Here is a 21,866-nt window from a genome sequence, read left to right as displayed (position 1 = left end):
GGGGGCGTCGTGATGGCCACTGCGACCCGCCGCACCACGGCCGCCGCCGACTGGCGCGCCCTCGGCACCGGCGTCCGCCTGGTCACCACCGACCCGGCCCTGCTGGACTCCTGCAACCTGCTGCTCGCCCGGCACCTCGCCGAGGTCGACGCCGCGTGCAGCCGGTTCCGTCAGGACTCGGAGCTGGTGGCCCTCGACCAGGCGCAGGGCCGCCCGGTCAGGGTCAGCCCGCTGCTCGCCGAGGCGCTGGCCGTCGCCCTGCGCGCCGCCGCCGCGACCGACGGGGCCGTCGATCCCACGGTCGGCTCGGCCATCGGCGCCCTCGGCTACGACCGCGACTTCCGGCTGATCCAGGACGACGGCCGCCCGATCCGGCTCACCGTCCGCCCGGTCCCGGGCTGGCGCGCGGTGACCCTGGACCGCGCGACCGACACGGTCACCGTCCCGGCCGGGGTCCGCCTCGACCTGGGCGCCACGGCCAAGGCCTGGGCCGCCGACAAGGCCGCCGACCTGCTCGCCGCGGCGGCGGGCTGCGGAGTCCTGGTGAGCCTCGGCGGCGACACGGCCGTGGCCGGCGAACCCCCGGCGGGCGGCTGGCGCATCCGCGTCCAGGACGCCACGGGCCCGGTCGACGAGACACCCGCGCCGGGCACGTACGCCACGGTCGCCATCCGGAGCGGCGGCCTCGCGACCTCCGGTACCACGGCCCGCCGCTGGCGCCGGGGTGCCCACGACCTCCACCACATCGTCGACCCTTACACCGGCCTGCCCGCCGAGACCCCCTGGCGCACGGTCTCCGTGGCCGCCGCGACCTGCGCGGACGCCAACGCGGCCGGCACGGCGGCCCTGGTCAAGGGCGCGGGCGCGCAACGGTGGCTGGCAGGGCTCGACCTGCCCGCACGTCTGGTGGCGAACGACGGCACCGTGGTGACGACACCGGGCTGGCCGACTTCCGCCCCGGCCCGGTCCGGACCCGGGGCCGCCGCATGAGCGACTCCTCCCTCCTCTGGTACGCCAACAGAGCGACCGGCGCGGTCAGCCTGGTCCTGTTCACCGTCGTCGTACTCCTGGGCATCGCCGTACGCCTGCGCGGCAGACTCCCCGGCCTCCCGAGGTTCGGGACGATCCAGCTGCACCGCACCCTCACCCTCTCCGCCGTCGTCTTCCTGGTCCTGCACGTCACGGCCGCGGTCGTCGACAGCTATGTGAGCATCAGCCTCCTCGACGTCCTCGTCCCGTTCGCCTCCGCCTACCAACCCCTCTGGCTGGGTCTCGGCACGGTGGCCCTCGATCTGATGCTCGCGGTACTGATCACCAGCCTGCTCCGCGCCCGCATCGGGCATCGCACCTGGCGCGCCGTCCACCGGCTGGCCTGGGCCTCCTGGCCGATCGCGCTCATCCACGGCAGCGGCATCGGCACGGACAGCGGCGCGGGCTGGATGCTGTGGCTGACGATCTCCTGTGTGGCCGCGGTCCTCACGGCTTTCGGCATCCGCGTCGCCCACGTGGCCCGAGCCTCCGGGCGAACCCCGTCCACCCTGCTCCGTACGGCCGAAACCCGTACGCCGGAAGGAGCCCGCCCATGACCGCGCCCATGACCGCGAATGCGACCGTGACTGCGGCTGTCACGACGACCATGGCCACCACCTCCACGGACATCTACATGCCACCGCGTCTGCTCGCCCCCGGCGGCGCCCCGGCCGGCTTCACCACCCACGAGCAGCGCTACGGTCCGGTGGCGCACGGCGAACCGGCCCAACTGCTGCGCACGCTCGCCGAGTCCGGGCTCACCGGCCGCGGCGGCGCCGCCTTCCCCACGTACCGCAAGCTGGTCTCGGTCGCCGAGGCGGGCCGCCGCACCGGTCGCACCCCGGTCGTCGTCGCCAACGGCGCGGAGGGCGAGCCCGCGAGCGCGAAGGACAAGACCCTGCTGCGACTGTCGCCCCATCTCGTCCTGGACGGCCTGCAGTTGGCGGCGGAGGCGGTCGGCGCGGGGGAGGCGTACCTCGCGGTCGAGGACCACGCCACGCCCCTCGAAGCGGCGCTCGCCGAGCGACGGGACCCGCTGCGGGTGCGCACGGTACGCGTCCCGAAGCGCTTCCTGTCCGGCCAGTCCTCGGCCCTCACCCAGTACCTCTCCGGACACGTGGCCCTGCCGCGCCACCAGCGGCCCCCGGTGCGCGAGCAGGGCGTGCACCGTGCGCCGACGCTCGTCCAGAACGTCGAGACGCTCGCCCACCTCGCCCTGATCGCCCGCTACGGCGCCGGCTGGTTCCGCTCGGTGGGCACCCCGGCCGAACCGGGCAGCGCCCTGTGCACGGTGCATGTGCCCGGCCGCGAGGTACGGGTCGTCGAAGCCCCCTTCGGCATGCCGCTGCGCCGTCTCCTTCCGCTCGACGGCATCGGCGCGGTCCTGGTCGGCGGCTACCACGGCATCTGGCTCCCGGCCGCCGAGGCCGCGACCCGCACGCTGACCGTCGCCGACCTCGGCGCGGGCGTCCTCGCCGCGCTGCCCCTGGGCCGCTGCGGCCTCGCCGAGACCGCCCGTGTGCTGCGCTACCTGGCCCTCGAATCGGCGGGCCAGTGCGGCCCCTGCCTCAACGGTCTGCCCCGTATCGCCGCCGCCTTCCAGACCCTGGCCGCACCGGGGCCGCAGGGCGGCACCCGCGAGGACATCGCCCGTTGGGCCGGACTCGTCGAGGGCCGCGGTGCCTGCCACCACCCCGACGGCACGGTCCGCCTGGTGCGCAGCGCGCTCACGACCTTCGCCGCCGAACTCGACGCGCACACCGCGGGCCACTGCACGGCGACCGACCACTCCCCGCTGCTGCCCGTCCCCGCGAACAGGATCTGACATGGCCCGCCCCGCCCACCGCGCCGACCGTGCGGACCGCACGCACCGCCTGGATGTCGACTGGACCGCCTGCCAGGGCCACGGCCTGTGCGCGGAACTCCTCCCCGAACACATCACGCTCGACGAGTGGGGCTACCCGCTCCTGGGCGAGGCCCCCCTTCCACCCACCACCCTGAAACGCGCCCGCAGAGCCGCCGCCGACTGCCCGGTACTGGCCCTCAAACTCGCCACCGCACAGGGAAGTTAGGGGTCGGGGCGGTCAGAGCCAGCCCGCGAACTCCAGCAACAGCTCCGCGTCCTGCGGACGCCCGACCCGCCCCGCCCGTACGCCGGACTCGACCGCCCGGAACAACGTCCAGCCCCGCAGCCGCTCCTGGTCCACCTCCAGGGACTCGGCGAGCCGCTTCACCCGGCGCCGTGTGATCGACGACCCCGAAGGGGACGCGATCAGGTCCTCCACCCGGTCCCGGACCAGCCGGGCCAGGTCGAAGGCGCACTCGCCGACCACCGGGTCCGGGCCCACGGCCAGCCAGGGCATGCGCTCACCGGCGAGCACCTTGCTCTGCCGGAAGGTGCCGTGCAGCAGCCGCTCCTCGGGCGGTCCTGCGAGGAGTTCTTCGCGGGCCGCGAGCGCCGCGTCGACCAGTGGTGCGACCTCGGTGTCGACGCTCGCCGCCGCCCGCATCGCCTCGGCCTGCCGCCCGGTCCGCTCGGCGACGGTCTCGAAGACATGGGTGGCGGGCGGTTCGACCCACAGCCGCCGCAGCGTCCCGGCGGCCTCCAGCAGGGCCTTCGCCTCCGGCAGCGAACGCACGGACAGATCGGGACGCAAGCGCTCCAACAGCAGGACGCCGTGGGTGTCGCCCTGCGCGTCGGCGGGGTTGAGGAGCTGTACGGCGCCCCGTCCGTCCCAGTGGGTGAGCGCGGCCCGCTCGCTCTCCGGACGGGCTCGCGGCGGCGCCAGCTTCAGCACGGCGGGCGTCCCGTCGGCCTGCCGGACGAGCAGGACGAGGCTGCTGCGACCGCCGGGTGCCTGCACCCGCTCCACGGTCAACTCGCGTAGATAGGCCGCCTGTTGTGCCAGCACGGGCAGCTTGTCCAGCCACTCGCCCGTCCCGTTGGACCCGCCGGAGCCGTTCGACCCGCTCCGCTGCGTCTCGCCGAGTGCCCGTACCAGGCGCCGCGGCGGTTCGAAGGCCATGCGCGAGTCCATTGCGCGAGGTGTTCCTTTCCAGCTGGTCCAGGTCGTCCAAGTCGTCCGGGTCCTCTCCTCCGGGCCGTCAGGGGCACGTCACGAGGGCGACGGCGTCGCCGCGGCAGGGGTGGCCGAGGGGGCCTCCCGCTCGGCGAGACCAGGGAAGGCTACGCTCTCGCCGCGCCAGCGCACCGCCCGCACCGCCGCCTCCCGCAGCGCCTCGGCGGCCGAGCGCCGCCGATCGCCCGAGGAGGCGCGTACGAGGTCGGAGTACACCCCGGCCACGCGTTCCTCCAGGTCGGCAGCGAGCTGGACGGCCGCGGAGGAGTCCTTCACGGCGAACGGCAGTGCGTACGCCGCCGCGGAGACCTCCGGCCTGCCGCCCAGGTCCCGTACGGCGCGGGCGAGTTCGTCGCGCCGCGCCCGATGGGCGTCGTACGCCGCCCGGGCCTCGCCCCGGCGTGCCTCGTCGATCCTGCCGCCGACGACTCCGTACCCGTAGACGGCGGCGTGCTCGGCGGCGAGCGCGGCCTGCAACGCGCCGAGCTCGGCCGACTCGGCGTCCTTGGTGCTTCTCGTGTCCTTGGTCGTGCTCACTTGGCACCCTCCGTCAGCAGGAACGCGTGCGCGGCTCCGGCCGCGGCCACCGAGGCGAGCAGCCTGGCCAGCTCGCCCGGAACCGTCAGCAGGGCCTTCGTCCGCTGGTCGGCCAAGGTGCGCTCGGCGGTCGCGAGGTCGGCGAGGGCGTCCTTCTCCTGGGCGGGCACGGTGGGGGAGGGGCTGGGCTGCGCCGAGGCGGAAGCGGACGGCGAGCCGGAGGCGGAGGGCGAACCGGAGGCGGAGGGCCGGCTGCCGGCGGTTCCGCTGCCTCCGAACGCCTGCACGTGCCGTACGACCTCCGCCCGCAGCGGCTTCAGCCGGGCCGCCAGCGGGGGATGGGCGGTGATCGCGGCGGCGTAGCGTGCCGCGAGCGACTCGCTGTCGAGTGCCGCGCGCGTGCGTGCGCGGTCCGCGGCCGAGGGGCTGTGGACCGTGGTGTCGGTGGACGGCTCGGGGGTGGAACAGCCCACGAGCACGAAGGCGCCCGCGGCGGAGGCGAGCAGGCTCCTTCGGCGCGGCCCCGAGGGGGTGCGCGGCGGCAGGGTGAACGGCACGGCAGACGTCCTCGGAGGGCTCGTACGAAAGGGAGGGCGGCACGCCCGTGATCACGGTACCCGTGCCCCACGCGATCGACCCCCATGGGCTCGCCACCGCCGCTCGGCCCCGGACTCGTCGGGTGCGCGGTTGCCCACGCCCCTTGGGAGAGCCCCGTCGGCGACGGGGGACGGTGGACGGCAACACCCTCCGCGACCGGATACCCTTTGACCAGACACACGACCAACCCACAACAGCACACGCGGCCGAGGAGTCACCCGGATGAGCACCACCCAGAGCGAGAGGCTGCGAGTACTGCTGGAACCGCTCGTCAGCTCTCAGGGACTCGACCTCGAAGAGGTCGAAGTGGACTCGGTCGGACGCAAGCGTGTGCTGCGTGTAGTCGTCGATTCGGACGAAGGCGCCGACCTGGACGCGATCGCCGATGTGAGCCGCGCGCTCTCGGCGAAGCTCGACGAGACGGACGCGATGGGCGAGGGCGAGTACACCCTCGAGGTCGGAACCCCCGGTGCCGAGCGCGAGCTCAAGGAGCACCGTCACTACGTACGCGCCACGGACCGCCTGGTGAAGTTCCAGCTGCAAGACGGCGGCGAGTTGGTCGCGAGAATCCTCGACGTGGACGAAGAGGGAGTCGATGTCGAGGTGCCGGGCGTGAAGGGGCGCAAGCCCACCGCCAAGCGCCTCGTCTTCCAAGACATCGCCAAGGCCCGCGTCCAGGTCGAGTTCAACCGTAAGAACAAGAACGAAGAGAACGCAGAGGAGGCGTAGCCGTGGACATCGACATGAGTGCCCTGCGGGGCTTGGTACGGGAGAAGGAGATCTCCTTCGACCTGCTGGTCGAGGCGATCGAGTCGGCCCTCCTCATCGCCTACCACCGCACCGAGGGAAGCCGCCGCCACGCGCGCGTCAAGCTCGACCGGGAGACCGGCCATGTGACCGTGTGGGCGAAGGAGGACCCCGAGGACCTGGAGGAGGGGCAGGAGGCACGCGAGTTCGACGACACCCCGTCGGGGTTCGGCCGGATTGCCGCGACCACCGCCAAGCAGGTCATCCTGCAGCGCCTGCGGGACGCCGAGGACGACGCGACGCTCGGTGAGTACGCCGGGCGTGAGGGCGACATCGTCACGGGTGTCGTGCAGCAGGGGCGCGACCCCAAGAACGTGCTCGTCGACATCGGCAAGCTGGAGGCCATCCTGCCGGTGCAGGAGCAGGTCCCAGGAGAGACGTATCAGCACGGGCTGCGACTGCGCTCGTACGTCGTTCGGGTGGCGAAGGGCGTACGCGGTCCGTCCGTCACCCTGTCGCGCACGCACCCCAATCTGGTGAAGAAGCTCTTCGCGCTGGAGGTTCCGGAGATCGCCGACGGGTCCGTCGAGATCTCCGCGATCGCACGCGAGGCCGGTCACCGTACGAAGATCGCAGTCCGGTCCACCCGTTCGGGTCTGAACGCCAAGGGCGCCTGCATCGGCCCCATGGGCGGCCGGGTGCGCAACGTGATGGCCGAGCTGAACGGCGAGAAGATCGACATCGTCGACTGGTCGGACGACCCGGCCGAGATGGTGGCGAACGCGCTTTCCCCCGCCCGCGTCTCCAAGGTCGAGGTCGTGGACCTCGCGGCCCGCTCAGCGCGCGTGACCGTCCCGGACTACCAGCTGTCGCTGGCGATCGGCAAGGAGGGCCAGAACGCCCGCCTCGCGGCCCGCCTCACCGGCTGGCGCATCGACATCCGTCCGGACACCGAGCAGCCGTCCGACGAGACCGTTCGGCGCGGCGCGGACCAGCACCGGGAATAGTTCTGAGCCGTAGGTGGCTTAGATCACGACAACAACCGTTCGATTCTTGCCCCAAAGGGGTGAGGTCGGTGCGGGGAGGTAGACTTAAGAGTGTCTGGCCGGACGCGAGCCCGCGCATGCCCTGAACGCACCTGTGTGGGGTGCCGGGAGCGAGCGGCCAAGACTGATCTGCTGCGGATCGTGGCGATCGAGGGTGAATGCGTCCCCGATCATCGCGGTACGCTGCCCGGCCGGGGCGCTTATGTGCACCCCGCCCTGGTCTGTTTCGACCTGGCGGTACGCCGCCGGGCGTTCCCAAGGGCGCTGCGTGCCCCTGGATCGCTCGACACAGCGGCGTTGCGCCTCTACGTCGAGCAGGCAACACCGTAAGGAGCGTCGTACGGAACCCCCGTGCGGCCCTGGTACCCCGCGAGTTGGAAGTAGGTCGAGATTGCGATGAGCACTCGATGAGCACGCGATGAGTACGCCCATGAAGTAGCGACGGTCCGGACGCAACCCGGACCTAAAAGGAGCGAAGTGGCTAAGGTCCGGGTATACGAACTCGCCAAGGAGTTCGGGGTTGAGAGCAAGGTCGTCATGGCCAAGCTCCAAGAGCTCGGTGAATTCGTCCGTTCGGCGTCCTCGACGATCGAGGCGCCCGTTGTACGCAAACTGACTGACGCCCTGCAGCAGGGCAGCGGTGGCGGCAAGCCCGCCTCCGCACGTAAGGCTGCCCCGGCGAAGCCGGGTGCCCCCTCTCCGGCGCAGGCTGCCCGTCCGGCCGCCCCGCGCCCGCCGGCCCCGAAGCCGGCCGTGGCCGAGCGCCCCGCCGCTGCGCCGGTCACTCCGGCTGCGCCGGTCACCCCGGCTGCTGCGGGTCCGCGCCCGACCCCGGGTCCCAAGCCCGCCCCGAAGCCCGCTCCGGCGGCTCCGGCTCCGGTCGCGGCCGAGTTCACCGCGCCCCCGTCGGCTCCCGCGGCTCCCGCCGCAGGTCCCCGTCCGGGCGCTCCGCGTCCCAGTGGCCAGGCTCCGCGTCCCGGCGGTGCCCGTCCGGCCGGTGGTCCCGGCCAGGGTGGTCAGGGTCGCGGCGACCGTCCCGAGCGCGGCGACCGTCAGGGCGCCCCGCGTCCCGGCGGCCAGGCCCCGCGTCCTGGCGCTCGTCCGGCCGGCCCGCGTCCGGGCAACAACCCGTTCACCTCTGGTGGCTCCACCGGCATGGCGCGCCCGCAGGCGCCCCGTCCGGGCGGTGCCCCGCGTCCCGGTGGCGACCGTCCCGGCGGCGCTCCGCGTCCGCAGGGCGCGGGTCAGGACCGTGGTCCCCGTCCCCAGGGCGGTCCCGGCGGCGCTCCGCGTCCGCAGGGCGGTCCGGGCGGTGCCCGTCCGACTCCGGGCGGTATGCCTCGTCCGCAGGGCGGCGCTCCGCGTCCCGGCGGTGGCCCCGCCGGTAACCGTCCCAACCCCGGCATGATGCCGCAGCGTCCCGCTGCGGGCAGTCCGCGTCCCGGTGGTGGCCCCGGTGGCCGCGGTCCCGGTGGCGGCGGCGGTCGTCCCGGCGGTCCCGGTGGCGGCGGCGGTCGTCCCGGTGGCGGCGGCTTCGCCGGTCGTCCCGGTGGCGGCGGTGGCGGTTTCGCCGGTCGTCCGGCCGGTCCCGGCGGTGGCGGCGGCGGTTTCGCCGGTCGTCCCGGTGGTCCCGGCGGTGGCGGCGGTGGCCGTCCCGGCTTCGGCGGTCGTCCGGGTGGTCCCGGTGGCCGTGGTGGCACGCAGGGTGCGTTCGGCCGTCCCGGCGGTCCGGCGCGTCGTGGTCGCAAGTCGAAGCGGCAGAGGCGCCAGGAGTACGAGGCCATGCAGGCCCCGTCGGTCGGCGGCGTGATGCTGCCTCGCGGCAACGGACAGTCCGTCCGCCTGTCGCGCGGTGCGTCCCTCACCGACTTCGCGGAGAAGATCGGCGCCAACCCGGCGTCGCTCGTCGGCGTGATGATGAACCTCGGCGAGATGGTCACTGCCACGCAGTCCGTCTCCGACGAGACGCTGAAGCTCCTCGCGGACGAGATGAACTTCGTCCTCGAGATCGTCAGCCCCGAGGAGGAGGACCGCGAGCTGCTCGAGTCCTTCGACATCGAGTTCGGCGAGGACGAGGGTGGCGAGGAGTTCCTCGTCGCGCGTCCGCCGGTCGTGACCGTCATGGGTCACGTCGACCACGGTAAGACCCGCCTTCTCGACACCATCCGCAAGACGAACGTCGTCGCGGGCGAGGCCGGCGGTATCACCCAGCACATCGGTGCGTACCAGGTGACGACCGAGGTCAACGAAGAAGAGCGCAGGATCACCTTCATCGACACCCCGGGTCACGAGGCGTTCACCGCCATGCGTGCCCGTGGTGCGAAGTCGACCGACATCGCGATCCTCGTGGTGGCGGCCAACGACGGTGTGATGCCCCAGACGATCGAGGCGCTGAACCACGCCAAGGCGGCCGACGTGCCGATCGTGGTCGCGGTCAACAAGATCGACGTCGAGGGCGCGGACCCGGTCAAGGTGCGCGGTCAGCTCACCGAGTTCGGTCTGGTGGCCGAGGAGTACGGCGGCGACACGATGTTCGTCGACATCTCCGCCAAGCAGGGTCTGAACATCGACCAGCTGCTGGAGGCCGTGGTCCTGACCGCGGACGCCTCGCTCGACCTGCGGGCCAACCCGGAGCAGGACGCGCAGGGCATCGCGATCGAGTCCCACCTCGACCGCGGCCGTGGTGCCGTCTCGACGGTCCTGGTCCAGCGCGGCACGCTGCGCATCGGCGACACGATGGTGGTCGGCGACGCGTACGGCCGTGTCCGGGCGATGCTCGACGACAACGGCAACAACGTCGAGGAAGCGGGTCCGTCGACCCCCGTCCTGGTCCTGGGTCTCACCAACGTCCCGGGCGCCGGCGACAACTTCCTGGTTGTCGACGAGGACCGCACGGCGCGTCAGATCGCCGAGAAGCGCGCGGCGCGTGAGCGCAACGCCAACTTCGCCCGCCGGGGTGTCCGGTTCTCCCTGGAGAACCTGGACGAGGCCCTCAAGGCCGGTCTGGTGCAGGAACTCAACCTCATCATCAAGGGCGACGCGTCCGGTTCGGTGGAGGCTCTCGAGTCCTCGCTGCTCCAGCTCGACGTCGGCGACGAGGTCGACATCCGTGTCCTGCACCGCGGTGTGGGTGCGGTCACCGAGTCGGACATCAACCTGGCGACCGGCTCCGACGCGATCGTCATCGGCTTCAACGTCCGCGCTGCGGGCCGCGCGGCGCAGATGGCGGAGCGCGAGGGCGTCGACGTCCGGTACTACTCGGTGATCTACCAGGCCATCGAGGAGATCGAGGCGGCCCTCAAGGGCATGCTCAAGCCGGAGTACGAGGAGGTCGAGCTCGGCACGGCGGAGATCCGCGAGGTCTTCAAGTCGTCCAAGCTGGGCAACATCGCCGGTGTCCTGGTCCGCTCGGGCGAGGTCAAGCGCAACACCAAGGCGCGCCTCGTCCGCGACGGCAAGGTCATCGCGGAGAACCTCAACATCTCCGGGCTGCGTCGCTTCAAGGACGACGTCACCGAGATCCGCGAAGGCTTCGAGGGTGGTATCAACCTCGGAAACTTCAACGACATCAAGGTCGACGACGTCATCGCGACGTACGAGATGCGCGAGAAGCCGCGGGCGTAACGCGGTTGATTGAGCTGGCCGGCGGTGAGAAATCACCGTCGGCCAGCTTGCCGTTTAAGAGATTGCGCAGTTCCCCGCGCCCCCTTTTGGGGGCGCGGGGAACTGCGCGACAAGCCCCCACCCGGTCCGCAGCCAAAAAGACAACCCGCGGGGTCTGGGGCGGAGCCCCAGAGGGATGGGACGGGTAGGGGCGGCGGGGGCGAAAAACTCCGTCGAGCACCCCACCCGTTCGTTGTACGGTTCTGATGTCCCTGCCAAGCGCATTGGCAGGCCATCTATCCCGTACCGGCGGGACATCCGGTTACACATGTATGTGGGGACGCTGTCCTTCGATCTGCTCCTCGGCGATGTGCACTCGCTCAAGGAGAAACGCTCTCTCGTCCGGCCGATCGTCGCTGAACTCCAGCGGAAGTACGCGGTGAGCGTGGCGGAGACGGGCAACCAGGACCTTCATCGCAGGGCCGAGATCGGCCTGGCGATGGTCTCCGGAGACACCGAGCACCTCACCGACGTACTGGACCGGTGCGAGCGGCTCGTCGCGGCGCGACCGGAGGTGGAGCTGCTGTCGGTACGGCGCAGACTTCATACAGACGAAGACTGACGGAACAAGCAAGGCGAAGAAGGAGACGGACCAGTGGCCGACAACGCGCGTGCCAAGAGGCTGGCGGACCTCATCCGAGAGGTGGTGGCCCAGAAGCTGCAGCGTGGGATCAAGGACCCGCGGCTCGGCACCCAAGTCACCATCACGGACACCCGGGTCACCGGGGACCTCCGGGAGGCGACCGTCTTCTACACGGTCTACGGGGACGACGAGGAGCGCGCGGCCGCGGCCGCGGGCCTGGAGAGCGCCAAGGGCGTGCTCCGCTCGGCGGTCGGCGCGGCGGCGGGCGTGAAGTTCACACCGACGCTGACCTTCGTCGCGGACGCCCTGCCGGACACCGCCAAGACGATCGAGGACCTGCTCGACAAGGCGCGGGCCTCGGACGCGAAGGTGCGCGAGGTCTCGGCCGGCGCCACCTTCGCCGGTGACGCGGACCCGTACAAGAAGCCGGGCGAGGACGACGAGACGGACGGCGACGCCGCGGAATGACGCAGAAGACCAAGACGCCCGACGGGCTTGTCATCGTCGACAAGCCGTCGGGCTTCACTTCGCACGACGTGGTCGCCAAGATGCGCGGGATCGCCAGGACCCGCCGCGTCGGACACGCCGGCACCCTCGACCCCATGGCGACGGGCGTGCTCGTCCTCGGCGTCGAGAAGGCGACCAAGCTCCTCGGACACCTCGCGCTCACCGAGAAGGAGTACCTGGGCACCATCCGGCTCGGCCAGGACACGCTGACGGACGATGCCGAGGGCGACATCACCTCGTCCACCGACGCCTCTCGGGTGACCCGGGAGGCCATCGACGCCGGGGTCGCCAAGCTCACCGGCCGGATCATGCAGGTGCCGTCCAAGGTCAGCGCCATCAAGATCGACGGCGTGCGCTCGTACAAGCGGGCGCGCGAGGGCGAGGACTTCGAGATCCCGGCCCGCCCGGTGACGGTCTCCTCGTTCGCGGTGTACGACATCCGCGACGCCGTGGCCGAGGACGGCACGCCGGTGCTCGACCTGGTCGTCTCCGTGGTCTGCTCGTCCGGGACGTACATCCGGGCGCTCGCCCGGGACCTGGGCGCGGACCTGGGCGTCGGCGGTCACCTCACCGCCCTGCGCCGCACCCGCGTCGGCCCGTACAAGCTCGACTCCGCGCGCACCCTCGACCAGCTACAGGAGGAGCTGACCGTGATGCCGATCGCCGAGGCCGCCGCGGCCGCGTTCCCGCGCTGGGACGTGGACGCCAAGCGGGCCCGGCTGCTGCTCAACGGCGTACGCCTGGAGATCCCCGAGGAGTACGCGGGGGTCGGCGCGGTGGCCGTGTTCGACGCCGAGGGCCGGTTCCTCGCGCTGGTGGAGGAAGAGAAGGGCAAGGCGAAGAGCCTCGCCGTGTTCGGCTGAGGCCGAGGTTGAGGGTGAGGGTGAGGCCGAAGCCCGTTCATGCTCGGGCACCTGTCCGTGGAGCGGCGGTCACGGGGTTTCGTGCCCGCCGCTCCACGGTCCCCCCTCGGTTCCCCCACCCAACTGTGTATCCATCCGCCCTGCCCTATTCACCCCTTCGGGCAGGCGCTCGGAGTGAACCGAGGGAGCGGAAGGGGGCGCGTTTCGTACGTGATCTGTTCCGCTGATCATTTGGCGCCTACCGTCGGGAGAAGGAGCACGGCGCGGGGAGGTTCGATCATGGCGGAACGGGGCCCGCGGACCGGGAACGAGCAGACATCGGACGACGCCCGCCGCGCGCGGGTCGAGACCCTGGTGCGCGTATGCGACCTGGCCGGACGTCCGCGCGGCACGGGTTTCGTCGCCGACCACCACGGCACGGTGATCACCAGCCACGAGGCCGTCGACGGTCTGGCCCGCCTCGTGCTGCACGCGCCCGGCGACCGCAGCTGTGTGGTGACCGCCGACGCCGTGACCCCGCTCCCCGAAACCGATCTGGCGCTCGTACGCACCGAGGGCCTCGGCCTCGACCCGCTCCCCGTCACCGTGCGCGAGCGGGTCGAGACCGGCACATACGTCCGGATCCCCGCGGGCGGCTGGCGCGAGGCCCGGGTGCTGGGCAGCACCACCGTGACGTACACGGCGACCGATCGCTTCCATCTCCTCGACGAGGCACTGGAGTTGGCGATCGGCACGGCCGGCGCGGACGCGCTCCGGCTGGGCGGCGGAGCGGCCGGGGGACCGGTCCTCGACGCCTCGACCGGAGCGGTGATCGGGGTGCTCGGCACCGCGCTGCAGACCGAGCGCCGGGCCGCGGGTTTCGCGGTCCTCCTGCGCACTCCCGGCGTCACGGGTCCCCTCGCCGAACTCCTCGACCGCAACGCCACCACCGTCCCCGCGTACGGGGCCGATCTCAACCCGGCAGGCGTACTCGAACTCACGGCGACCTCGATGCGCTCGGAAGGCCCCGGAGCCGCTACCTCCCCCGGCATCGACGGCGCGGCGCCCGCCGCCGTCGAACGGGCCGCCGTCGTAAGGGAGTTCGCGGCCTTCGAGGGCGGTGCGGCCGCCGTCCTCGGACTCGTCGGCCCACCCGGCAGCGGCCGTACGACGGAGCTCGCGGCGCTCGCCGCGCGCCGCACCCGCAGCGCTGAGCCGGCCCCCACGCTCTGGCTGCGCGGCGCCGACCTCCTCGCCACGGACACCTCCGTGGCCGACGCGGCCACCCGGGCGCTGGAGCGGGCGGGGCGGATCGTGGCGGCCCCGGAGGAGGGGGCGCACCAGGAGCCGGGGGTGCTGCCGCCCGGCGGGTACGACGGAGAGCTCGGCGACATCGGTCCCGACCGGCTGGCCCGGCTGGCACGGGCCGCCGGACGGAAACTGCTGCTCCTGCTCGACGGACTGGAGGAGATGCCGCCCGACCTCGCCCACCGGCTGCCCGAGTGGACCGCGGGCACGGCCGAGTGGCTGCGGGCGAGCGGGGCGCGGCTCGTCGTCGCCTGCCGCGCCGAGTACTGGGAGCAGGCGGGGACCCGGTTCCCGGCGGACACGCTGCACCGGGCCGACGCCGCCCCGGAGCCGTCGCTTCCGCCCTGCGTCCGGCTGGGCGAGCTGACCGAGGAGGAGGCGCGGCGGGTCCGGTCGCGGGCCGGGATCCCTGAGGACGCGCTGGTGGCCGCCCACGCGCGGCATCCGCTGACGCTGCGGCTGCTGGCGGAGGTGCGCGCCGCGCTGCCGGACCCGCCGCCCCGGCCACTCGACCGGGACCAGGTCTTCGCCGCCCATCTGGACCTGATGTGCCTGCGCGTCGCCATCCGTCTCGCGGCGGCGAACGGGCTGCGCGGCACGGCCGTACGAAGGCTCGCAGCCCAGGTCTCCGGCCAGGTGCACGAGGCCGCGCGGCGCTGTCTGGGGCCCGGCGGGGGCCGGCTGGACCGCGTGTCCTTCGAGGCCGTCTTCCCCTGGGGCCCCGCATCGGGAGGCTGCCCGGGGCGGGTCTCCGGCTGGGCCTCCGCCGTCCTCGCCGAGGGACTCCTGGTCCCCGCCGGGAGCGGCTACCGATTCGCCCACGAGGAGCTCGCCGACTGGATCCAGGGCACCCACCTGGACCTGGACCCGGCCCTGCACGCCCTGGTCCACCGGCGCCGCGAAGCCTGGCCCACCGAGCGGGTACCGGCCCAGCGGACGCCCGTAGGCCCTTCCGCCCAGAGCCGATCCGCGCCCGTCCCGCGACACCGTATCGGCCCTGTCGTACAGGCCCTCCTCCTGCTGGCCCGGCACCAGGGCGCCGGTGCGCTGGCCCGCCGCCTCGAAGACCTCGTCGAGGCCGTCGACGAGCTGCCGGCGGAGGAGTCCGCCCCGACCGGGGACGGTGGCCCGGCCGGGGAGGGTGCCCCGACCGGAGACGGCACCTGGTGGGCCACTCACCTCCTCGCCGACGTCCTGGTGCGCGTCCCCGACGCGACCCCGTACACCCCGGTGCTGAGGCTGCTCGCCGAGCGGATCGTGGCGTGGCGGACCGAAGGCCGGGGTGTGCCGGCGGAGTTCGGGCCCTCCTTCTGGGAGGCGCTGCCGTTGCCGGAGGCCGAGCGGTTCGATCTGCTCAGGCGCCTGGTCGTTGTGGACGGGGCGCCGCGACAGGCGAGCCCGGCCGAGGGGTCCCGCACCGCCTCCGGCGCCCACCGCCGCCGTTCCCCGGAGGCCCCGCGCTACCTGGACGCCGTCGCCCGACTCCTCGCCGCCGACCCCACGGCCGTACAACCCCACCTCATCCCCTGGTTCGACGACGACCGGCCGCTGCCCGCGACGCCCCACGCGACCGTGGCGACCGCCGCGCAGGCCCTGCTGTACGCGCACCGGCGGCGCGCCCTGGACGACCTCGCGGAGGCCCTGGTCGACCACGCCCACCGGCGCGGGGACGAGCTGCTGGCCGTGCTCGCCGAGGAGGAGCCGTCGGCCGTGTGCCGGGCGGTGGACCGGTGGGCGCACGACGAGCGCCCGGCCCGGCGGGTGGCGGCGATGGCCTACGGGCTGCGCGCCGCACCGCATGTCCGCGCCGAGGCCGACCGCGAGCTGCTGCGCTTCGCGGCGCTGACCCTGCTCGCCCGCCCCGCCGACCGCACGCTGCACGGCGCCGCGCTCGGCCTGCTCGTACGGGACCCGTGGACGCGGGCCCGGTATCTGCCGCAGGCGCTGGAGCGCTTCGCCACCGGCGATCCGCAGCTGCCCGCCAGCGCGCTGGTCACGGCCCTGAACACGCATCCCGACCCGGTGCTCGAAGCCTTTCGGGTCCGGCTGCGACAGCCAGGTCCAGAAGGCGTCGACACCTCGGAGGCGCTGCGCACGCTTGCGGACGTCACCACGCCCGCGCTCGCCCGCCGCGTCGGCGTGCTGGTCAGGGAAGTGGTCGAGCTGTGCCCCGGGGCCGCCGCGCATGTGGCCGCGTATGTCGACCGGCGCCTCGAACACGGTTCCGCGGCACGATCCGTCCTCTTCCCGCTGGTCACCGGTCTGCTGGTCGGTTGCCCGGCTCCGGTGCGGGCGGCCCTCGCGGCCGTCCTGGCGGCGCCGGACAGCCGGGACTGCGGCCCGTTGCGGCGCGAGCTGCTGGACCTGCTGCTCGCGCACGAGCAGGACCCGGCCGTTCTCGACACCCTGCTGCGGGCCGCCGCGCACGGCGCGGCCCGCCGGGGCGAGGAACCCACCCGGGAGCTGGTGTACCGCGCGGGCCTGCTCCTCGTCCGCACCCCGGCCGGAGCCACCGGCTTCGACCGCGGTCTGGTCGAGCTGGCCCGTCAGGTTCCCGGCTTCGCGACCCTGGTGGCGCGCTGGCTGACCGACTCCCCCGACGAGTGGGCCGGGGTGGTCGGCCCGAGCACCCGCCGCATGATCGAGAGCCTCGCCGGGCCACGGGTTCCGGCCTGAACCGTGCGCGATGCGTCACACCCCGATGCCGATGCGAACCGAGCGCACTCGGCATGGCACCCTTAGAGCTGCGAATGAGGCAATCACGGACACGGGTTCGACAAGGAGCGGTCACAGTGCAGCGCTGGCGTGGCTTGGAGGACATCCCCGAGGACTGGGGGCGCAGCGTCGTCACCATCGGTTCCTACGACGGGGTGCACCGCGGACACCAGCTGATCATCAAGCATGCCGTGGACCGCGCCCGTGAGCTGGGCGTTCCCTCCGTCGTGGTGACCTTCGACCCGCACCCGAGCGAGGTCGTGCGCCCCGGCAGCCACCCCCCGCTGCTCGCCCCGCACCACCGGCGCGCCGAGCTGTGCGCCGATCTGGGTGTGGACGCGCTGCTCATCCTCCCCTTCACCACCGAGTTCTCGAAGCTGTCGCCCGCCGACTTCGTGGCCAAGGTCCTCGTCGACAAGCTGCACGCCAAGGCCGTCGTCGAGGGCCCGAACTTCCGTTTCGGCCACAAGGCCGCCGGCAATGTCGACTTCCTGCGCGAGCAGGGCAAGACGTACGACTTCGACGTCGAGGTGGTGGAGCTGTACGTGAGCGGTTCCGCAGGGGGCGGCCAGCCGTTCTCCTCGACCCTTACCCGGCGGCTGGTCGCCGAGGGCGATGTCGAGGGCGCGCGCGAGATCCTGGGCCGCCCGCACCGCGTCGAGGGGATCGTCGTCCGCGGCGCCCAGCGCGGCCGTGAGCTCGGCTTCCCCACCGCCAACGTCGAGACCCTTCCGCACACCGCGATCCCCGCCGACGGCGTCTACGCCGGCTGGCTGCACGTCGCGGGCGAGGCGATGCCCGCCGCGATCTCCGTCGGCACGAACCCGCAGTTCGACGGCACCGAGCGCACGGTGGAGGCGTACGCCATCGACCGCGTCGGCCTCGACCTGTACGGCCTGCACGTCGCCGTCGACTTCCTCGCCTACGTCCGCGGCATGGCCAAGTTCGACTCCATCGAGGCGCTGCTCGAAGCCATCGCCGACGATGTGAAGCGCTCGCGCGAGCTGATCGAGGCGTACGACGGGGAGTGACCCGTCGTACGGGGCAGGGGCGCCGGCGCTCTCCAAGGCACCGGGCGCCCCTTTTCACGTACTGAGCGTCCAGCGGCACGCCGCCCGCTTCACGTACCGAGCCGTGCCCAGTGGCACGCCACCTGTGCCTCGCCGCTGCCGTTCAGTACCTCCAGGTCCTCGCCCCGGCACGCGTCCGCGACGCCCGCCCGTTCGGCCTCCCCGCTCGCCAGGATCTGGCAGCGCGCGTGGAAGCGGCAGCCGGCGGGGATGCGGGAGGGGTCCGGGGGTTCGCCGGTGAGGACCACCGGGGCGCCCGGGGCCTCCGGGAGGACGGACAACAGGGCCTGGGTGTACGGATGCCGGGGCGCGGTCAGGACCTTCTCCACCTCGCCGGTCTCCACGATCCGGCCCAGGTACATCACCGCGACCCGGTCGGCGATGTTCCACGCCAGCCCCAGGTCGTGGGTCACCACCAGGGCGGACAGACCGAGTTCGGTGCGCAGCCGCAGGAGCAGGGCGAGGATCTCGCCGCGTACCGACGCGTCGAGGGAGGCCACCGGCTCGTCGGCGACGATGAGTTCGGGCTCCAGGACCAGCGCGCCCGCGATGACGACGCGCTGACGCTGGCCGCCGGACAGCTCGTGCGGGTAGCGCAGGAAGAAGCGCTCCGGCGGGCGCAGACCGGCCCGGGAGAGGGCTTCGGCGACCGCCGCCCGTTCGTCGCCGCCGTACCTGTGGATGCGCAGCCCCTCGGCCACCGCGTCGTACACCGTGTGCCGGGGGTTGAGCGAGCCGCTGGGATCCTGCAGGACCAGCTGGACGCGCTTGCGGTAGGCCTTGAGGGCGCGTGCGGAGTAGTCGAGCGGCGCCCCGTCGAAGGTGACGCGGCCGTCGGTCGGCGGGACCAGACCGAGCAGGGAGCGGGCCAGCGTCGTCTTGCCGCAGCCCGACTCGCCGACCAGGGCGACGATCTCGCCGGGACGGATGTCGAGGTCGACCCCGTCGACGGCACGCGCGCGGGCGGCGCCGTGACGTCCGGGGAAGGCGATGTGCAGGCCCTCGGCCCGGAGCAGGGGAGCCGTGGTCACGGGGGGCGAGGTCGCAGGGGTGGTGGTCATGGGGCGCTGCTCCTGGCTTCTTCCGCCGGGGTGCCCGGCTCGTGGACGGTCGCGCCGGTGTGCACACAGGCGGCCCACCGCCCCGCACCCGCCTCCCGCAGTGCCTGATCCTCGGTGGCACAGCTGTCCAGCGCCACCGCACAGCGGGGATGGAACGTACAGCCGGACGGCAGCGCCGACGGGTCCGGTGGATCGCCCGGCAGTCCGCGCGGCGCGAACCGCGAGGCGGCGTCGCCGATGCGCGGGAACGCCGCCGACAGCGCCTTGCCGTACGGGTGCCGGGCCGCCTCGTACACCTCCCGGGCCGGGCCCTCCTCGACGACACGGCCCGCGTACATCACCGCGAGCCGGTCGCAGGTGTCGGCGAGCACGGCGAGGTCGTGGCTGATCATGATCAGGCCCAACTCCTGCTCGGCGACGAGCTGTTCGATCAGGCGCAAGATCTGGGCCTGGATCATCACGTCGAGGGCCGTGGTCGGTTCGTCGGCGATGACGAGCCGGGGGTCGCAGGCCAGGGCCATGGCGATCATGACGCGTTGGCGCTGCCCGCCGGACAGCTCGTGCGGGTAGGCGTTCGCGCGGGCGGCGGGCAGACCCACGTGCTCCAGCAGCTCGCCGGTCTTCATCTTCGCGCCCGCCGGGGTCGCCTTCTTGTGGAGCAGGATCGGCTCGGCGATCTGGTCGCCGATGCGGTGCACGGCGTTGAGGGAGTGCATCGCGCCCTGGAAGACGATCGAGGCGCCCGCCCAGCGCACCGCCCGCACCCGCCCCCACTTCATCGTCAGCACATCCTCGCCGTCGAGCAGGATCTCCCCGCTCGTACGGGTACCCGTGGGCAGCAGCCGCAGCAGCGCGAGCGCCAGCGTGGACTTGCCACAGCCGGACTCGCCCGCGATACCGAGCTTCTGGCCCGCGTCGAGGGAGAGGCCCACGCCGCGCACGGCGGCCGCTCCGCCCGCGTACGTCACCTCGAGGTTCCTGACCTCCAGCAGACGCCGCTTCGCCGGAGTGCTCATCGGGTCACCCCCAGCTTGGGGTTGAGGACGGACTCGACCGCGCGTCCGCACAGCGTGAACGCCAGCGCCACCACCGCGATCGCGACACCCGGCGGCACCAGGTACCACCACTTGCCCGCGCTGACCGCGCCCGCCTCCCGCGCGTCCTGGAGCAGCCCGCCCCAGGACACGACCGTCGGATCGCCGAGGCCGAGGAAGGCGAGGGTCGCCTCGGCGAGGATCGCGGAGGAGATGATCAGGGTGGTCTGCGCCAGCACCAGCGGCATCACATTGGGCAGCACGTGCCGGGACATGATGTGCCAGTGCCCGCCCCCGAGCGCCTTCGCCCGCTCGATGTAGGGCCGTGACTCCACGGCGAGGGTCTGTGCCCGCACCAGCCGTGCCGTCGTCGGCCACGTGGTGACGCCGATCGCCAGGATGATCGTGCCGATCGATCGCGACATCACGGTCATCAGCGCGATCGCGAGCACCAGCGTCGGCATCACCAGGAACCAGTCCGTGATCCGCATGATCACGGTCGCGTACCAGCCGCGGAAGTGGCCCGCGGTGATCCCGATGAGCGCGCCGATCGCGACGGAGAGGACGGCCGCGAGCAGCCCGACCAGCAGTGAGACCCGGGCACCCCACACCACGAGCCCGAGCAGATTGCGCCCGAACTGGTCGGTGCCGAGCGGGAATCGGGCGCTGGGGCTCTCCATCGGGCCGCCCGGCGCGTCGGTCACGCTCTGCACGTCGGAGCCGACGGTCAGCGGCGCGGTGAGGGCGATCAGCGCGAAGAGGGAGAGGGCGGCCAGTCCGAAGACGCCCGCCCGGTGGGTGCGGTACTGCCGCCAGAAGCGGACGATGGAGTGGCGGCGGCGCTGCCAGGCGAGGGCGCGCGTGCCGACTGTGCCCACCTGCGGGGTCGCTTCGGTTGTCATCGGCCCGTCCGACTCGGTCGTGGTCATCGGCCCACCCGTGGGTCCAGCAGTGGATAGATCAGATCGGCCAGGGTGTTCATCACGATCACCGCCGAGGCGAAGACGAAGAACAGCCCCTGGACCAGTGGCAGATCGGGCACGCTCAGCGCCTGGTAGAAGAGCCCGCCCAGCCCCGGCCAGGAGAAGACGGTCTCGACGAGGATCACTCCCGCGACCGTCCGGCCGAGGTTGATGAAGATGAGGGTGACGGTCGGCAGCAGCGCGTTCGGCACGGCATGCCGACGGCGGACGAGATCGTCCCGAAGGCCCTTCGCGCGCGCCGTCGTCAGATAGTCGCTGCCCATCTCGTCGAGCAGCGCCGAGCGCGTGACCAGCAGGGTCTGCCCGTACTCGACGGCGACCAGCGTCACCACCGGCAGGATCAGATGGTGGGCGACATCGAGGACGTACGCGAAGCCCTCCTTGCCACCCGACTCCATGCCGCCGGTCGGGAACAGGCCCGGGATCGGCCCCATGCCCACCGAGAAGACGATGATGAGCAGCAGACCGAGCCAGAAGGACGGGATCGAGTACAGCGTCAGGGCCAGACCGGTGTTGAGGCGGTCGCTCGTGCCGCCGCTGCGCCAGGCGGAGCGGGTGCCGAGGAAGATGCCGAGCGCGGTGTACAGGACGAACGCCGTGCCGGTGAGCAGGAGGGTGTTCGGCAGCGCTTCGGAGATCTTGTCGATGACAGGGGCCCGGAACTGGTACGAGGTGCCCAGATCGCCGGTGAGGGCCTTGCCGCAGTAGTCGGTGAACTGCTGCCACAGCGGCAGGTCGAGCCCGAACTCCTCGCGGTAGTGCGCGAGTTGCCCGGCGGAGACCTGACGGCCGCCCGTCATGTACTTCACCGGATCGCCGGGGATGAGCCGGAAGAGGAAGAAGCTGGTGACGAGGACGGCCAGCAGCGAGACGGCGGCGCCGCCCAACTTGCCCGCCACATACCACAGATACGCGGTGGTGGTGCGCGCCCGTGGCCCGCGGACCGACGGCCCGGCCTGGGCCGGACCGTCGGTCGCCTCGACCAGCGAGGGTGTTGCCTCAGCGGTCATGAACTACTCATTCGCTCGTACGTTCATGGGGTGCCCGTGGGTGTCGGACGACGG

General features: G+C 72.7%; 20 protein-coding genes. 13 read left to right on the top strand and 7 right to left on the bottom strand.

The annotated features are described in order from the left end of the window. The first annotated feature begins 12 nt into the window (after positions 1-12). The 4 genes from ACZ7M3_RS29500 to ACZ7M3_RS29485 are packed head-to-tail and all read left to right on the top strand — an operon-like array spanning position 13 to position 3,101. Positions 13-990 (top strand): FAD:protein FMN transferase, encoded by a 978-nt coding sequence (locus ACZ7M3_RS29500; protein WP_472066986.1) that lies wholly within the window; start codon positions 13-15, stop codon positions 988-990. Then, a complete protein-coding gene (locus ACZ7M3_RS29495; protein WP_472066984.1) occupies positions 987-1,586 on the top strand; it encodes a ferric reductase-like transmembrane domain-containing protein in 600 nt (199 codons plus the stop codon). The genes ACZ7M3_RS29500 and ACZ7M3_RS29495 overlap by 4 nt, the downstream gene beginning before the upstream one ends. Continuing rightward, complete coding sequence (locus ACZ7M3_RS29490) at positions 1,583-2,854, top strand: NADH-ubiquinone oxidoreductase-F iron-sulfur binding region domain-containing protein (RefSeq protein ID WP_472066982.1); 1,272 nt, start codon at positions 1,583-1,585, stop codon at positions 2,852-2,854. Before ACZ7M3_RS29495 ends, ACZ7M3_RS29490 begins: the two co-directional genes overlap by 4 nt. Before the next feature lies 1 nt (position 2,855). After that, entirely contained in the window at positions 2,856-3,101 is a 246-nt protein-coding gene (locus ACZ7M3_RS29485) for a ferredoxin (RefSeq protein WP_472066980.1), read from the top strand. 12 nt (positions 3,102-3,113) lie between these two features. Here the strand turns inward: ACZ7M3_RS29485 and ACZ7M3_RS29480 are convergent, their stop codons facing one another. From ACZ7M3_RS29480 to ACZ7M3_RS29470, 3 genes are all read right to left on the bottom strand, one after another. Next, on the bottom strand, positions 3,114-4,055 hold the full coding sequence (locus ACZ7M3_RS29480) for an aminoglycoside phosphotransferase family protein (protein ID WP_472067291.1): 942 nt from the start codon (positions 4,053-4,055) through the stop codon (positions 3,114-3,116). 90 nt (positions 4,056-4,145) lie between these two features. Next, positions 4,146-4,646: a ferritin-like domain-containing protein gene (locus ACZ7M3_RS29475; protein ID WP_452970321.1), complete on the bottom strand. Its 501-nt coding sequence runs from the start codon at positions 4,644-4,646 to the stop codon at positions 4,146-4,148. Next, a complete protein-coding gene (locus ACZ7M3_RS29470; protein ID WP_472066978.1) occupies positions 4,643-5,203 on the bottom strand; it encodes a hypothetical protein in 561 nt (186 codons plus the stop codon). Before ACZ7M3_RS29470 ends, ACZ7M3_RS29475 begins: the two co-directional genes overlap by 4 nt. Positions 5,204-5,465: 262 nt before the next feature. On the opposite strand from ACZ7M3_RS29470, the gene rimP reads away from it, so the two are divergent. The 9 genes from rimP (at position 5,466) to ACZ7M3_RS29425 (ending at position 17,685) form a co-directional block, all read left to right on the top strand. Continuing rightward, positions 5,466-5,972 carry a ribosome maturation factor RimP gene (gene rimP, locus ACZ7M3_RS29465; protein ID WP_472066976.1) on the top strand — a complete coding sequence of 169 codons (507 nt, stop codon included), beginning with the start codon at positions 5,466-5,468 and terminating at the stop codon, positions 5,970-5,972. A 2-nt stretch (positions 5,973-5,974) separates the two neighbouring features. Further along, positions 5,975-6,997, top strand: coding sequence for a transcription termination factor NusA (gene nusA / locus ACZ7M3_RS29460; protein WP_472066974.1), 1,023 nt, complete (start codon positions 5,975-5,977; stop codon positions 6,995-6,997). A gap of 90 nt (positions 6,998-7,087) precedes the next feature. Further along, a complete protein-coding gene (locus ACZ7M3_RS29455) occupies positions 7,088-7,366 on the top strand; it encodes a YlxR family protein (protein WP_472066972.1) in 279 nt (92 codons plus the stop codon). Positions 7,367-7,513: 147 nt separating this feature from the next. Next, positions 7,514-10,660, top strand: a complete 3,147-nt coding sequence (gene infB / locus ACZ7M3_RS29450; RefSeq protein WP_351311453.1) for a translation initiation factor IF-2 — start codon at positions 7,514-7,516, stop codon at positions 10,658-10,660. Between the two features lie 307 nt (positions 10,661-10,967). Next, positions 10,968-11,261 carry a DUF503 domain-containing protein gene (locus tag ACZ7M3_RS29445; protein ID WP_067371255.1) on the top strand — a complete coding sequence of 98 codons (294 nt, stop codon included), beginning with the start codon at positions 10,968-10,970 and terminating at the stop codon, positions 11,259-11,261. A gap of 33 nt (positions 11,262-11,294) precedes the next feature. Next, positions 11,295-11,750 (top strand): 30S ribosome-binding factor RbfA, encoded by a 456-nt coding sequence (rbfA, locus tag ACZ7M3_RS29440; protein ID WP_452972027.1) that lies wholly within the window; start codon positions 11,295-11,297, stop codon positions 11,748-11,750. Further along, positions 11,747-12,652 (top strand): tRNA pseudouridine(55) synthase TruB, encoded by a 906-nt coding sequence (gene truB, locus ACZ7M3_RS29435; RefSeq protein ID WP_054232826.1) that lies wholly within the window; start codon positions 11,747-11,749, stop codon positions 12,650-12,652. The genes rbfA and truB overlap by 4 nt, the downstream gene beginning before the upstream one ends. Positions 12,653-12,931: 279 nt before the next feature. Then, complete coding sequence (locus tag ACZ7M3_RS29430; protein WP_472066969.1) at positions 12,932-16,615, top strand: trypsin-like peptidase domain-containing protein; 3,684 nt, start codon at positions 12,932-12,934, stop codon at positions 16,613-16,615. A gap of 116 nt (positions 16,616-16,731) precedes the next feature. Continuing rightward, positions 16,732-17,685, top strand: a complete 954-nt coding sequence (locus tag ACZ7M3_RS29425) for a bifunctional riboflavin kinase/FAD synthetase (protein ID WP_095852294.1) — start codon at positions 16,732-16,734, stop codon at positions 17,683-17,685. Between the two features lie 89 nt (positions 17,686-17,774). Here the strand turns inward: ACZ7M3_RS29425 and ACZ7M3_RS29420 are convergent, their stop codons facing one another. The 4 genes from ACZ7M3_RS29420 to ACZ7M3_RS29405 are packed head-to-tail and all read right to left on the bottom strand — an operon-like array spanning position 17,775 to position 21,812. Beyond that, positions 17,775-18,785: an ABC transporter ATP-binding protein gene (locus ACZ7M3_RS29420; RefSeq protein ID WP_472066967.1), complete on the bottom strand. Its 1,011-nt coding sequence runs from the start codon at positions 18,783-18,785 to the stop codon at positions 17,775-17,777. Beyond that, on the bottom strand, positions 18,782-19,801 hold the full coding sequence (locus tag ACZ7M3_RS29415; protein WP_472066965.1) for an ABC transporter ATP-binding protein: 1,020 nt from the start codon (positions 19,799-19,801) through the stop codon (positions 18,782-18,784). Before ACZ7M3_RS29415 ends, ACZ7M3_RS29420 begins: the two co-directional genes overlap by 4 nt. Next, positions 19,798-20,721, bottom strand: a complete 924-nt coding sequence (locus ACZ7M3_RS29410) for an ABC transporter permease (protein ID WP_472067289.1) — start codon at positions 20,719-20,721, stop codon at positions 19,798-19,800. Before ACZ7M3_RS29410 ends, ACZ7M3_RS29415 begins: the two co-directional genes overlap by 4 nt. A 23-nt stretch (positions 20,722-20,744) precedes the next feature. Continuing rightward, entirely contained in the window at positions 20,745-21,812 is a 1,068-nt protein-coding gene (locus ACZ7M3_RS29405; RefSeq protein ID WP_472066963.1) for an ABC transporter permease, read from the bottom strand. Positions 21,813-21,866: the final 54 nt, after the last annotated feature.

The organism is Streptomyces sp. NPDC111656, from assembly GCF_055656965.1.
The sequence above is the reverse complement of the archived record's forward strand: the minus strand, read 5'-3'. Positions and strand labels throughout refer to the sequence as shown.